The sequence below is a fragment of the Endozoicomonas arenosclerae genome, from assembly GCF_001562015.1.
GTDB lineage: Bacteria > Pseudomonadota > Gammaproteobacteria > Pseudomonadales > Endozoicomonadaceae > Endozoicomonas_A > Endozoicomonas_A arenosclerae.
On the sequence record NZ_LASA01000095.1, the window covers coordinates 20,107 to 34,429 of the forward strand.

The 14,323-nt window shown below is 48.8% G+C and carries 9 protein-coding genes; 7 read left to right on the plus strand and 2 right to left on the minus strand.

The annotated features are described in order from the left end of the window. Positions 1-29: 29 nt before the first annotated feature. The 4 genes from WG89_RS15215 to WG89_RS15230 all read left to right on the plus strand — a co-directional run bounded on the left by WG89_RS15215 (position 30) and on the right by WG89_RS15230 (position 7,715). Complete coding sequence (locus WG89_RS15215) at positions 30-2,321, plus strand: GH92 family glycosyl hydrolase (protein ID WP_216638498.1); 2,292 nt, start codon at positions 30-32, stop codon at positions 2,319-2,321. A 57-nt stretch (positions 2,322-2,378) separates the two neighbouring features. Continuing rightward, on the plus strand, positions 2,379-4,703 hold the full coding sequence (locus WG89_RS15220) for a GH92 family glycosyl hydrolase (RefSeq protein WP_062267624.1): 2,325 nt from the start codon (positions 2,379-2,381) through the stop codon (positions 4,701-4,703). Between the two features lie 96 nt (positions 4,704-4,799). Beyond that, positions 4,800-6,695 carry a PP2C family serine/threonine-protein phosphatase gene (locus tag WG89_RS15225; protein ID WP_062267626.1) on the plus strand — a complete coding sequence of 632 codons (1,896 nt, stop codon included), beginning with the start codon at positions 4,800-4,802 and terminating at the stop codon, positions 6,693-6,695. Positions 6,696-6,740: 45 nt separating this feature from the next. Further along, positions 6,741-7,715 (plus strand): Gfo/Idh/MocA family protein, encoded by a 975-nt coding sequence (locus WG89_RS15230; RefSeq protein WP_062267628.1) that lies wholly within the window; start codon positions 6,741-6,743, stop codon positions 7,713-7,715. Between the two features lie 50 nt (positions 7,716-7,765). On the opposite strand, the gene WG89_RS15235 is transcribed toward WG89_RS15230, so the two are convergent. Then, positions 7,766-9,154 (minus strand): glycoside hydrolase family 1 protein, encoded by a 1,389-nt coding sequence (locus tag WG89_RS15235; RefSeq protein WP_062267630.1) that lies wholly within the window; start codon positions 9,152-9,154, stop codon positions 7,766-7,768. Between the two features lie 238 nt (positions 9,155-9,392). Between WG89_RS15235 and WG89_RS15240 the strand changes: the two genes are divergently transcribed. The 3 genes from WG89_RS15240 to cueR all read left to right on the plus strand — a co-directional run bounded on the left by WG89_RS15240 (position 9,393) and on the right by cueR (position 12,710). Further along, complete coding sequence (locus WG89_RS15240) at positions 9,393-9,686, plus strand: PTS fructose transporter subunit IIB (protein ID WP_062267632.1); 294 nt, start codon at positions 9,393-9,395, stop codon at positions 9,684-9,686. Between the two features lie 162 nt (positions 9,687-9,848). Beyond that, positions 9,849-12,302, plus strand: coding sequence for a heavy metal translocating P-type ATPase (locus tag WG89_RS15245; protein ID WP_062267634.1), 2,454 nt, complete (start codon positions 9,849-9,851; stop codon positions 12,300-12,302). Between the two features lie 3 nt (positions 12,303-12,305). Then, on the plus strand, positions 12,306-12,710 hold the full coding sequence (cueR, locus tag WG89_RS15250; protein WP_062267636.1) for a Cu(I)-responsive transcriptional regulator: 405 nt from the start codon (positions 12,306-12,308) through the stop codon (positions 12,708-12,710). Positions 12,711-12,734: 24 nt separating this feature from the next. Here cueR and WG89_RS15255 read toward each other — a convergent pair whose 3' ends face one another. Next, complete coding sequence (locus tag WG89_RS15255) at positions 12,735-14,243, minus strand: hypothetical protein (RefSeq protein ID WP_062267638.1); 1,509 nt, start codon at positions 14,241-14,243, stop codon at positions 12,735-12,737. Positions 14,244-14,323 lie beyond the last annotated feature (80 nt).

A 14,323-nucleotide genomic window follows, 5' to 3' on the forward strand; every position in this document is an offset into this window, starting at 1 on the left:
GACGTTTTATGCTTCTAAAAAGAAAAATAATGGCCGTGACCATAGCTGCTGCTCTGGCCGGACTGACGGGTTGTGACTCCAACGACGATGAAACTGCAACAAGCACCGAACGACCTGAGTACGAAGTGCTCAATTATGTTAATCCTTTCATAGGTACAGGTCCTAACGGCCACACCTTCCCGGGTGCTGCGTCGCCTTCGGGTATGGTTCAGCTGAGCCCTGATACCACCATGGAAGGCTGGGATTCTGCCGCTGGATACTTTGATGACGGTGAAACCAAGGTTGATATTCCTGTATACGGCTTCAGTCATACTCATTTAAGTGGCACAGGTATCACAGATCTCGGCGATATTCTGATTCTGCCGTTTACCGATGATAACAACGACACCTACAACACTTTTGACAAAGAGAATGAAAAAGCCAGTCCCGGCTATTACTCGGTCAAACTGAATCGCTCCGACATTCTGGCAGAACTGACAGTATCTCCCCGTGTTGGCTATCACCGATATACCTTCCCACAGGGCTCAGAGCGCAAAATCAAACTGGATCTTGAGCACACCCTGAACAAAAGCTGGGGCAATGAGTCTCTGCTGAATGAGATCGAGATGGTCGATGAATACACGATTCGTGGTCATCGCAAGAGTGACGCCTGGTCCAGAGATCAAAGCGTTTACTTCTACGTAAAATTCTCATCGCCCATTACAGATGCACGACTCTTCGCTGATGGCACAGAAGTATCTCTCACCAAAGAAGACGGCCTGATCGAAGCCAAAGGGCTGGTTTCCTACCTGAGCTTTGCACCTTCCGATCAACCTTTAGAAATCCGGATGGGTATTTCACCCACAGATATGGAAGGTGCTGAGCTTAATCTGGAGACCGAAGTACCCAAATGGGGTTTCGAAAAGGTTTTGGCTGAAACTGAAAAGGCCTGGGCTGAGGAGCTGTCTGCGGTGGAAATCTCCGGGGGCACCGAAGCTGAAAAGACTAACTTCTATACAGCACTTTACCACACCCAGATCTCCCCGATGATCTCCCAGGATGTGGACGGTGATTATCGCTCCATGTATCCCTACAAGGAGATCAAAAATGCCGGTGATTTGCCCAACTACACCATCTATTCCATGTGGGATACCTTCCGGGCCTTCCACCCACTGCAAACCATCATTAATCCGGAAAAAGCCGAAGATTATGTGAACGACCTGATCCGGAAGCAGCAGGACGGTGGCCTGTTGCCCAAGTGGGAACTCTATGGCCATTACACCGGCACCATGATCGGCTACCCATCTGTTTCAATCATTGCTGATGCGATCACCAAGGGTTTTGATATCGACATCAATGCCGCTCTTGATGCCGTGGTCACCTCCACAACTTACGATCTGGATCGTTTCCCAGACTGGGATCCGGACATTCTTGCCTACGTTCAGGACCTGCAAATGCAGGATCATATCGACAAGGGCTTTGTAAGAGCCACTTACTGGAACTCCGCTTCTTACGGCCTTGAATATTCTTATGGCGACTGGGCGGTATCTGAAATTGCCCGTGTCGCGGGAGATACCAAAACCCAGAAAGAATACCTGAAGCGTTCAGAAAACTATTTGAACTACTGGGACAAGAAGGAAGGCTTTTTCAGAGCGCTTAATGAAGATGGCACTTTCTATCTGCCGGAAGGTCAACACGAGTTCGATCCCTATTACGTTGACGAGTTTGCCTTCACCGAAGGTAACGCCTGGCAGTGGAAATGGCAGATTTTCCAGGACTTCGACAACCTGGAGGCTCTGATTGGCGGACCCGAGCAATTTAAAACAGACCTCAGAGCCCTGTTCGAGGCCGAAGAAAACACCAGCGGTGAAGACCTGCCAGACATGACCGGCTTTATTGGCCAGTACCTGCATGGTAACGAGCCTTCTCATCACATTGCCTATCTCTGGAACCGCACTGACGAGCCCTGGATGACCCAGGAATACCTCGATCAGATCATGCGTGAGTTTTACAAGCCAACGCCTGCAGGACTGGTGGGTAATGAAGACGTGGGTCAGATGTCTGCCTGGTATGTCATGAGCGCCATGGGTTTCTATCAGGTCACACCAGGTCTTCCTGAATACTCCATTGGACGACCACTGTTTGATAAAGCAGTGATTGAACTGCCGGACGGTGAATTTACGATCACAGCCGTCAATAACAGTCCAGCTAACCGCTACGTCAAGGAAGTCACCATCAACGGTGAACCTCTGGGTGAAAACAACACCTTTAAACACAGCGATATTGTTGCAGGTGGTGAGCTTCGGTTCGTCATGACCAATACCAAACCTGATAACCAGTAATACGTTCAGCGCCATGATTTCGTGGCGCTCCCTCATTTAGAAAAGGTACACACCACAATGTTAAGAAAGTCTTTGCTGGCCGTGTCTATTGCTGCCGTGCTTGGAACCCTGGCTGGCTGCGATTCCAACGACGATGAAAGCACCGTTATTGGTGGCACACCGGAAACCTCATTAACCCAGTATGTCGATACCACCATAGGTACCGGTGGACTGGGCAATACTTACCCCGGTGCAACTGTGCCTCATGGCATGATTCAGTTGAGCCCTGATAACGGTGTCAGTGGCTGGGATTACATCGGCGGCTATTTCTATCACGACGACCTGCAACAGATGATTGGTTTCTCTCATACTCACCTGTCCGGTACCGGTGCAGGCGATATGTATGACCTCCGGGTGATGCCGACCAACAGCCGCTCTGATCTGCTGAGAGCCAACAAGGAAGCTTCAGAGTTTGATCATGAAAATGAAACGGCTACTGCTGGCTACTATCAGGTAATGCTCAAGGATTACGGCATTAATGCAGAGCTGACCAGCACCGAGCGAGTGGGTTTTCATCGTTACCAGTTCCCCGCTGACGATCGCTCCGAGATCGTCATTGATCCAGGCCATACCATGAACTGGGATTTGCCTACAGACACCATGATCAGAGTTGTTGATAACCAGACACTGGAAGGTTATCGCATGTCGGAAGGCTGGGCAGCGGACCAGCGCGAACACTTTGTTATCAAGTTCTCCAAGCCGTTCAAGAATTACCGACTGTTTGAGTACGTTTATGGTGAAGACGGTACCCAAGTTGAAGGCAATGAGGTGAAAAAAGATTACACCCGAGCCTATCTGGAGTTTGAAACCACCGCTGAAATGACGGACGTTGAAGTCAAAGTCGCCATGTCATCCGTCAGCATCGAAGGTGCTTATAAAAATCTGGAAGCTGAAGCCGCTGATCTGGACTTTGATGGCGCCCACGAACGCGCTACCGCACTCTGGGAAGATGAGCTGGAAAAAGTCGAGATTCCGACAGAAGACGAAAGCTTCAACGACGAAAAACGTATTTTCTACACAGCTATCTATCACTCACTGCTAGGCCCTACACTGCACTCTGATGTCGATGGCCAATACAAAGGGGCTGACCATCAAATCCAGAAAGCAGAAGGTTTTGATCGCTACGACACTTTCTCTCTCTGGGATACCTATCGTGCCGCTCATCCGCTCTATACCATTCTGGAACCGGAGCGTGTGGACGATATGGTTGAGTCCATGCTGGCTCACTATGATGAAACCGGTGAGCTGCCCGTCTGGAGCCTGAAGGGCAATGAGACTGATATGATGCAGGGATATCATGCTCTGCCGGTTATTGCAGATGCCATTCTGAAAGGCATAGGTGACTTTGATCGGGAGCATGCTTATGAAGCCATGAAGGCAACTGCACAGAGTCTGGATATTGCAGGCATGAAACATTATCTAAAAGACGGCTATGTTCACTACAGCGATGCAGAAGGCAGTGACCTTTGGGCTGCGTCCAAAACACTGGAATATGCATACGACGACTGGAGTGTTGCCCAGATAGCCAAATTGCTGGGCAAGGAAGACGATTATACAAGGTTCATGGAGCGCTCTGAGTACTGGCGTAATCAATTTGATCCTTCCCAGAAATGGATGGTTCCCCGCCTCGCCAATGGCAACTTCATCTCCGACTTTGATCCGGAAGAATACGACCGAGGTTTCTCTGAGAGTAACGGCTGGCATTATTTTGCTTCTGTGCCCCAGAATGTTGAAGGTCTGATTGAATTGATTGGTGGCAGCAAAGCCTTTGAACGCCGCCTGGATCAGATGTTCAACACAGAACCTGATTTGGAAGAAGGAGAAGAACTGCCTATTTTCAGTACCGGAATGGTGGGCCAGTATGTTCAGGGCAACGAACCAGACCAGCACGTCCCCTACCTGTATAACTTTGTGGGCACTCCCTGGAAAACCCAGAAGTGGCTCAAGGAAATCAATGAAGTCTGCTATGCCGATACTCCGGAAGGTATCTGCGGAAATGACGACTATGGTCAAATGTCAGCCTGGTATGTCTTTGGCGCCATGGGCTTCTATCCAGTCAACCCTGCTAACGGTGTCTATGCCATTGGTAAGCCAATCTTCCCGGAGTTAACCCTGAACCTGCCAGACAACAAGTCCTTCAAGGTGATCGCCGAGAACGTTTCTGACGAAAACATCTACATTCAGTCTGCAACGCTCAATGGTGAAGTGCTGGATCGCTCCTGGTTGACCCATGAGGAAATCATGAACGGTGGGGAGCTGAAGTTCGTGATGTACAACGAGCCCAACAAGGATTGGGCTTCCACGCCTGAATCCGTGCCACCATCATGCCTTCCCCAGTCCTGATATCCTGAGTGCCGGGTGAGCCTGGCACTCTTGAATTCGATCTCTCCGGGTCGATGAAGCTGTTATGAATCCCCATCGACCCGGAGCACCCTTTCAATGGCCTACGGTGGTAGCCCAGAGCTTAAAATCAATCCAGGCCAGCTCTATGATCAGCTGCAGAAGATACAGCTACAGTGTCACGAAAGCACTGAAGCTGTTGGCATCACTTCGACTGGAAGAGCCGTTTCAGCGCTTACTTACCAGCAGCTCTCCGATGAAGAGAAACAGGGTAGCAGCTTCCTTGAGTGCCAGAAGCGACTGTCAGAAAAGCTGAGGAAATTTCAATCAGCAGCCGTCCTGGAAAGCAGGAAAATCACCCCCGAAGAGGTCTCTTCATCCCCCACTTTGCAAAGTTCCATTGAGATTGTTCAGGCCTTGCTGCCCAAAAAGCCTGCCGCTGAAGTAGCACGTTCTACTCAAGCAATCCTGATACTGGACAGCGCCAGATACTTCCTTCGAGAAGGCAATAAAAAGAATGCCTTTCAGGAACTGGAAGATCTGATCAGAACGATCAAGCGGGAAGATAGCCCTGAAGAGTACGATGAGGCTGTTCTTAAAATGGCTGAAATTTACGGTCCCAAAACCGCAGGAGGCTTTGATGTTAAAGTATTATTAACGCATCTGGAGACCTCGGCCCGTTCAGGCAATCAGCAGGCGGTCCAAGAGTATCGGAAACTCAAGGCAACAGCTCAGAAAAAAACAGATCAATGGGCACCCACTCATCTTGGTGAAAGCTCCATTCGATGGACCGGCTTCAATACAAAAGGGAAAGACCGGTTCGAAGCCAGAACTCAGGCTAGCTTTACCGATGAAATGAAAGAGAGACTGAAGGCATACAACCATAAACGTTCAACGGAGCAACTCAACCACCTTGATTATCGTGCAGAACCCAGCCCTGAAAAGGTTAGATTAAAGCTCAAAAAAGCCAGAGAGAAAGCGGACTGGCATCAGGGAATCAAACGAGAGAAATTCAAACGCCGAAAAAACTTCAAGACCTTTCCTGAAAGCCTGGATCCATTCAACGTACCTCCAGAACCGGTCATTCATACATCGGCCCCTTCAAGGTTCACAAATCTGGGCATCGCCAGCTGCATTAGCAGAAAACCTCGCATGGAGGATGCCCACCTTGCAGATACCTTCTCACTCCAGTGTGGAGACAAAACCATACCAATAGCCATCACCGGAGTTTTTGACGGTCACACAAGCAGCGGAGATGGCAGCCTGGCTTCAAACTATGCAGCAAGAAATATCACCCGGTATCTGGCTAAACGTCTGGCTGAGTTCAACCCGACAGGTGAGCTTACAGAAGTGGGTATCTGGAATGCGCTTAAACTTGCTCTGGTCGATCTCTCCCGTGATCCTTTTTACTATCAGAAAGAGACATACAATACAGGCACCACAGCCAATATCTCCCTGGTCATCGGCGATCACCTTTGGGTAGTGAATACAGGAGATAGCCGTGCAATCCTGCTCAAGGAAGATGGCTCATGCCTTCAGCTCTCTGAAGACGCAAAAGCCTATATAGAAAATAATGACTATCTGACCAGTGAGAAAAGTGAATACGGCGTGTCCGGAGAAAAGCGAGGTGGTTATTTTGATCCTGTCGATGGGCGACTGCGTTCTCCTAACAGGATGGTCAGCCTGGGAACCGCCAGATCAGTGGGCGATGTTAATATGGGCGGAGCTGCTTCTGCCCGACCTAAAATCACCTGTTTTGCTCTTTCAGAACTCCAGGGGGGAACCCTAATACAATGCTGCGACGGGGTCTTCGACATCGCCAGCAGTGACCAGGTGGCAGAGCGAGTTTTTGAAAATAGAAAGCTAGGCGACTTCACCTCCAAAGATTTGGCGGAGGATATTGTTCAGGCAAGTTATTACACGGGTTCAAAAGACAATTTAACCGCCTTGGTCATTCCAGTACACTCAATGGTGGAAGCCTTAAAAGCGCAGTAAAACCTCTCCCTCCTCTTCCGCTTCCACGCAACGGAGAAAGAAGTAATGATTCGTTTTGCCGTCATTGGAACCAACTGGATCAGTCACGCCTTTTGCAGGGCCGCACATGAGACAGGCAAACTCCTTTTGCAAGCTGTCTATTCCCGCCAACTGGAATCAGCCCAGGCTTTTGCTGCTGAGTACGGTGTCTCCAGCTGCTATAACAACCTTGAAGCCATGGCGGAAAGCAAGGACATTGATGCCGTATATATTGCCAGCCCCAATGCTTTTCACGCCCCTCAGGCAGCACTTTTTCTGCAAGCCGGGAAGCATGTCATCGTTGAAAAGCCCATTGCCTCCAATGTTTCTGAAGTTGATCATCTGATTGATCTGGCCAGACAAAACAATGTCGTTTTGTTTGAAGCCATGAAGACCCGTTACCTGCCCAATATGGATGTCTGCAAAAAAGCATTGCCGAATCTGGGCAAACTGAGAAAAGCCTATTTTTCCTATTGCCAGTATTCTTCAAGGTATCAGCGTTATCTGAACGGTGAGAATCCCAACACATTCAATCCAGCATTCTCTAACGGCTCATTGATGGACATTGGTATTTATCCTGTCAGCGCTGCCGTCGAACTGTTTGGTGCACCACAAAGCTTTACTGCAAATGGCAGTTTGTTGGAGTCTGGAGTGGATGCGGAAGGTTCTCTGACTCTTCATTACGAGGATTTTGAAGTACTGATCGCCCATTCAAAGGTCAGTGACGGCCATATTCCCAGTGAAATTCAGGGAGAACAGGGCACTTTGCTGATCGACTTTATTTCTGAGTGCCGTGGAGTCACCCTGATGGAGCGCGGTCACCCGGTCAAAGAACTCACCGAATCTCAGGTCGAAAATACCATGGAGTATGAAGCAGCTGCATTTGCCGACTTGATAGGACGAAGGGAAGTCGATCACCCAGGGCTGGCGAAAACACGGGAAGTCAGCCGGATCATCACAGAAGCAAGAGAAACATTAGGCGTTATCTATCCTGCAGACTGATAGCAAAAACCCCGGCAAGCCGGGGTTTTCTTTCTCAGACTTCCTCGCGGTCAGAAGCCATTCTGCCGGGCAGCATCCCTGAACCAGAGGCCACTCTTCTTAATGGTTCGCTCCTGGGTTTCCAGATCCAGGCTGACAAAGCCATAGCGATTCTTATAGGCATTCAACCAGGACCAGCAATCAATAAAGGTCCACAAATGATAGCCCCTCACTTTAGAGCCTTCCTGTGAGGCTTTATGAATCCATTTCAGGTGATCGCTGATGAAATCAATGCGGTAGTCATCCTGAATCTGACCCTTCACTTCAAACTGCTTCTCACCTTCCACACCCATACCGTTTTCAGAGATATAGACTTCGATGTTGTCGTAGTTATCTCTCAGATCCAGCAGTGTGTCGTATATCCCTTTCTCATAGATTTCCCAGCCACGGTGCTCGTTCATCTTGCGACCAGGCATTTCATAAAAATCGTAGAAATTTTCAGGAACAAAAGGTGCATCTGCAGCTGGTGCCACTTCTTTGGCTTTGACACGACGTGGCTGGTAGTAATTAAAACCCAGTACATCGATGGTGTTGGCAGCAATAATCTCCAGATCAGCTTTGTCATATTCAGGCAGCTGATCGTGCTCTTTCAGTAGCTCCACCAGCTCACGAGGGTATGTTCCCTTGGTGACGGGATCCAGGAAAGCGCGGGTACAGAACAGATCCGCCATGTGAGCCGCTTTCTGATCTTCCGGAGAATCACTGCGAGCGTAGGTTGGAGATAGATTCAGAATAATACCGATCTTGCCACCCAGATCTGCTTTACGATAGCGCTCAATCGCGCAGGCATTGGCCAGGATAGAGTGGTAAGCCACTTGTGCGGCTCTTTTAAAATCTACGACACAAGGCCAGTGATAAACATTCAGGTAGCCGGCTTCTACAGGAACAATGGGTTCATTCTGGGTGAACCAGTAATTCACTTTGTGACCGAACAGCTCAAAGCACTTCTCAGCGTACTCGGCAAAAGCTTCTACCGTCTCACGGGATTCCCAGCCACCTTTTTCAACCAGTGGAAATGGCAGATCGAAGTGGAACAGATTGATGACAGGCTCAATACCATTTTTGATCAGCTCATCAATCATATCGTTGTAGAAGGCTACAGCTTCCTGGTTCACCTCACCGGTACCAGCAGGAATCAGACGTGACCAGGAGATGGAAGTGCGGAACGAGTTATGACCCAGCTCTTTCATCAGAGCAATATCATTCTTGTAATTCTTGTAGAAGGTAGAGGCTTCGCAGGGGCCTACCTGATTGTGAAATTTCTCGGGCTCTTTTTCATACCAGAAATCCCAGACATTGGGTCCACGTCCGCCTTCACGGGATGCGCCTTCACACTGAGTGGCAGAGGTCGCGCTGCCCCACCAGAAATTATCGGGAAACAGGTATTCAGGAGTGCTCATAGGAAACTGCTTTTATCTACAAGGGGGATAATAGTGCTCACCTTAATGGATGAGACCGGTACCATAAATTGACCTGCATCACCTTTGTGCATGGATGGTTACAAATGTCCGCTAAATGTCGTTTTTCTTCGATTCCGATAACAAAACCGGACACTTATAGTCAGGATCAAGAGATTGATTATGAATACAGAGACTGCCTGCTGATCTGGCAGATCCTGTGGAACAGGACACACAACACATGAACATCGTCGCAGTAACTGCTTGCACCACTGGTATTGCACACACTTACATGGCTGCTGAAAAACTGGCGGAATTTGCCCAGAGTCAGGGTCATGAGATCAAAGTAGAAACCCAGGGAGCACTGGGGATTGAAAACGAGATCACAGTGGAAGACATTGCAGCGGCAGACTTAGCCATTCTGGCTATTGATGTGGAGATTCAGGGCATTGAACGCTTTGAGCCACTGAAAACCATTAAGGTAGCCGTGGGTGAAGCCATTAAAGACCCTGAAGGTATTATTGCCCAGGCATAATCCGGCTTTCAGCTTGTGAGCTACTCTCCTGCAGGGTTCCTACCCTCTGGTATTAGGTTATAAGAAATTTCTATAGCATCACTCCTACATCAACCTTTACCTTCCAGTTAGGGTAAGGGTTATTCTTGGATTATTCATTTATTAATATCCGGGAGTAGGACAATGAATGCTTTACAGATTCAGCTGACACTTTCGGGAGTCAACTGTGCCGGTTGTGTTGGCAAAATTGAAAAGGCCCTGAAGGGCGTCAATGGCGTCGAAGAGGCCAGTGTTAACTTTGCTGATAAAACCGCTACGATTGAAGGCCATGCAAAAGCTGACTCCCTGATCTCTGCCGTAGAGTCTGTCGGTTTTGGCGCACAGTTGATTCCTTCAGACAGCGATAAACAGTTTTCCACACCAGGCATGAACTGCGCCTCTTGCGTCAACAAGATTGAAACAGCACTTCAGAAAGTGCCTGGCGTCACCAACGCCTCGGTCAACCTGGGCGACAAAACTTGCTCTGTTCAGGGCTCCTCTGAAGTTGTCGCCATTCTTGAAGCACTGGATCGTGCCGGTTATCCGGTTGTAGAAATCACACCAGATAACCAGATTCAGGAAAAGCAGGAACAGGAAGACCGAAAACAATACCGTCATCTTTTAAAACATACGGCAATTGCTCTTGGCCTGGGCGTACCTCTGATGATCTGGGGTGTAGTGACCGGTGAAATGAGCGTCAACACACCTTTCCAACAGGTGGCTTGGGGTGGCGTTGGCCTGGCAACCCTGCTGATTCTGGTGTTCTCCGGTAAACATTATTTCACCGGCATGTGGAAAGCCCTGAAACACGGCAGCACCAACATGGATACATTGATTGCCATCGGTACCGGGATTGCCTGGCTTTACTCAATGGTTGTCGTGTTATTTCCTCACTTGTTACCCGTGGCAGCCCGCCACGTCTACTTTGAAGCGAGCGCCATGATCATCGGTCTCATTAATCTGGGGCATGCTCTGGAGTTGCGAGCCAAAGGGAAAACCAGTCAGGCGATTAAACGACTTCTGGGTCTTCAGGCCAAAACCGCCCGGGTGGTTCGCAACGGTCAGGAAGTGGATATTCCAACCAACCAGGTCTTAAAAGACGACATTGTCAGAGTCAGACCCGGAGAAAAAATTGCTGTAGACGGCATCGTTACCGAAGGCTCCAGTCTTGTGGATGAATCCATGCTGACAGGCGAACCTCTGGCGGTTAAGAAATCTTTGGATGATGAAGTCTCGGCAGGCACGCTGAACAAAAATGGCAGCTTGCTTTTCCGAGCTGAAAAGGTAGGCAGTGAAACAGCTCTGGCTCATATTATCGCCCTGGTGAAAAAAGCCCAAAGTTCAAAAATGCCCATTGCCCGGATGGCAGATCAGATCTCATCCGTATTTGTGCCCACCGTTATTGTTATTGCGCTTCTGGCGGCAGCCATCTGGTTCTTCTTTGGACCGGCTCCAGCCCTTGCCCACGCCCTGGTGGTAGCCACAACGGTACTGATTATTGCCTGCCCCTGTGCTCTGGGTCTGGCAACACCCATGTCGGTAATGGCGGGTGTCGGTAAAGCGGCCGAGCTGGGTATGTTGATTCGAAAAGGTGACTCTCTTCAACAGGCCAGCAAGCTGAACACCATTGTGCTGGATAAAACCGGTACAATTACCGAAGGCGTCCCTGCAGTCACGGAAATTATTAGTGCAACAGGTGATTCGGCTGAAGAGAAAGCCAGAATACTGAAGATTGCAGCCAGCATCGAAAATGCTTCCGAGCATCCCCTTGCCGAGGCTATTGTTGAGTCCGCTAAACAGAAAGATACACAACTGTCGCCTGTTTCAGACTTTCATGCAGTCACAGGCCAGGGTGTTACGGGCACCGTAGACAATCACTCCGTGTTACTGGGCAATGACAAGCTGATGGCCTCCAGCGAAGTCGATATTTCCGCTCTGACAGCCGCTTCAGAGTCACTTGCCCGTCAGGGTAAAACACCGATGTATCTTGCTGTAGATCATAGTCTTCTGGGACTTATCGCAGTATCAGACCCTATCCGATCGGACTCCAAAGCTGCCATCGATCGACTGCACAAACTGAATATTAAAGTCATGATGCTGACCGGTGATAATAAGCTGACAGCGGCCGCTGTGGCTCAGCAGGTAGGCATTGATGACTTCATGGCAGAAGTCATGCCCGAAGACAAAGAAGCCTATGTTCGTGAGCTTCAGAATCAGGGTTACAAGGTAGGTATGACTGGTGACGGTATTAACGATGCGCCCGCCCTGGCCCGTGCAGATGTTGGCTTTGCCATTGGCACAGGAACCGATGTCGCCATTGAGTCCGCAGATATCACCCTGATCCGTTCTTCATTGCATGGCCTGGCCGATGCCGTTGAATTGTCCCGAGCCACCCTGAGAAATATCAAACAGAACCTGTTTGGCGCGTTTATCTACAACTCTCTGGGCATCCCTGTTGCCGCAGGCGTGCTGTTCCCGTTCACTGGAATGTTACTTAATCCAGTCGTTGCAGGCGCAGCCATGGCTCTGTCATCAGTTACCGTGGTGAGTAACGCTAACCGTTTAAGAATGTTTAAGCCCTCAGCAAGGGAAGCCTGAGCCATGAATATATCCAAAGCAGCCAAGGCCACAGGATTAACCGCCAAAACCATCCGTTATTACGAAAGTATGGGGCTTATTTCTCCCGCAAACAGGCTGGAAAATGGTTATCGGGATTACAACGAGTCTCATTTACGAGAACTGTCATTCATTAGTCATGCCAGAGAGCTGGGGTTCACCCTCAAAGAGTGTGCAGATCTGCTGGGGTTATATAACGACAACAGCCGTAAGAGCGCTGACGTAAAATCGCTGGCTCTCAACAAGATTGCCGATATAGAAGAAAAGATCAGTCAGCTGCAAGTCATCAAAGACAGCCTTCAGCAACTCACACAATGTTGTCACGGGGATGATATGCCAGACTGCCCTATCATCGACAGACTGGCTAAAGGTGGGATCAGCAGCCAGTAAAATTAGCCTTCCAGGGGTATTTAATTAATACCCCTGAGTTAATATGCGATGGGCTAATGCCCATTGATTCTCGCTATATCTCAATCGGGGTATAGGTCTCACATCCAGAAGCTTCTCAGCCATTTGTTCTATTGAAGGACGAGGTGTGGAAGCCTTTAGCTCTTCGTATACCTCTTTTACCGATTGACAGGCATGTCGGAACTCTTGCTGTTCCTCAGCTGAAGTAGACCATTCCGAGCCTTCTTTAAAGACATTGGCCGTACGATCAAAATCCATCTCATCAAGCTGAGCCTCAAGCTTCTTCAGTTTTTCTTCTGTCATTTTAGTGCCCTTTGGTAAACCCAGCGTGTCGTAATGAGCTTTGAGCTCTCTTTCTTTTTCCAACAGCATGGCTGTTCGAGCCAGTTCTGGAAGCTTAAACGGCAGCCGGCTTTCATAGGCCTCAGCCAAAGGACCCAGAGTGGGCAGGTCAACAACCTGATCTATCAGGTTCATTTCTCTAAAAACAGACTTAATCTCGTCCCAGGGAGTCTGATCTACAGGGCTTTCTTCTATGGTTTCCAACCTACCATTTGCATTAGTCTGGGCTCCGCCTGCCTCATTATTACACAGCTCCTCATAGGCTATTTCCAGCTCATCAGCGATAGCATGTTCATTATCATTTCTGAACTTTACTGCTACTGTCTCCAGAATATACGGAGGCTCATTCTGACTATTTCTTACCGCTCTTTTGCATTGATCAAGATCCGCTATACGGTTGGGAAGAGCGATTGCTTTGAGCCTTTCAATCCGAGACTGCCAATATTGTTGAGGCTTGGAATGTTCATTAGCCTTGGCTTGCATTTGTCTGAATGAGGCCAAAGCTCTTCGCGACTCATTGTTGGTTTGATACTTCCCATTACCTATATAAGGCACCAAGCCAGATAATTGAAGACTATTTCCCATCACAGGATCTACCCCTTTAAACACTGCATTCCAGTCCAATGAGCCATTGCTGGCTAGCTCCACGGGTATTTTGGTACAAAGAAACTCAGCCAATTCTTGTTGCCTGGGAAGATCATGAGGCCTGAGCAGTCTAAAAGTGATGGTATGAACATCCTTGGATTCAATGGTTGCTAACCCTGCCTCTACCAGAAGCAGACAAGCTTTATGTTCCGGAGACTTCCTGTTCAAAGTCGTTCGACGATTTTTAAACTCAATTTCCGGCTTTGATTCCTCTCCTCCGATAGATCCAGCAAGCTGCAGCGCCAAACCTTTTGCTTCCTCAATATCTGAAGGCTTGGGTCGCCCGGAGACCCAGGCAATAAAAGTCTGCATTGGAGAGTTTGAGACCTTTTCTTCCCTTACTGCACGCTGCCTTAAGGGGACACCTGAACGATAAAGGCGGTCTCTGGGGATATTATTTTTAGGAACAGTTTTAGTCACAGTCTGATTATTTGCGGTTTTACCTGACGCTTCTGTTTCCGATGTTGGTACAGAGTGAGTAATAGGTGACTGATTAGCCGGTATTCCGTCTGTTTTCCCTGTGCTCATTTTAATCAATCCCTTGATAACTGATAAATATTTCAGATTTATATCTCTATATCTCCAGACTAGCATTTTTCAATCATAAA

Coding starts and splice junctions, on each gene's coding strand:
- WG89_RS15215 (WP_216638498.1), top strand. CDS start 30: ATGGCCGTGACCATAGCTGCTGCTCTGGCCGGACTGACGGGTTGTGAC.
- WG89_RS15240 (WP_062267632.1), top strand. CDS start 9,393: ATGAACATCGTCGCAGTAACTGCTTGCACCACTGGTATTGCACACACT.
- WG89_RS15220 (WP_062267624.1), top strand. CDS start 2,379: ATGTTAAGAAAGTCTTTGCTGGCCGTGTCTATTGCTGCCGTGCTTGGA.
- WG89_RS15235 (WP_062267630.1), bottom strand. CDS start 9,154: ATGAGCACTCCTGAATACCTGTTTCCCGATAATTTCTGGTGGGGCAGC.
- WG89_RS15225 (WP_062267626.1), top strand. CDS start 4,800: ATGGCCTACGGTGGTAGCCCAGAGCTTAAAATCAATCCAGGCCAGCTC.
- WG89_RS15255 (WP_062267638.1), bottom strand. CDS start 14,243: ATGAGCACAGGGAAAACAGACGGAATACCGGCTAATCAGTCACCTATT.
- WG89_RS15230 (WP_062267628.1), top strand. CDS start 6,741: ATGATTCGTTTTGCCGTCATTGGAACCAACTGGATCAGTCACGCCTTT.
- WG89_RS15245 (WP_062267634.1), top strand. CDS start 9,849: ATGAATGCTTTACAGATTCAGCTGACACTTTCGGGAGTCAACTGTGCC.
- cueR (WP_062267636.1), top strand. CDS start 12,306: ATGAATATATCCAAAGCAGCCAAGGCCACAGGATTAACCGCCAAAACC.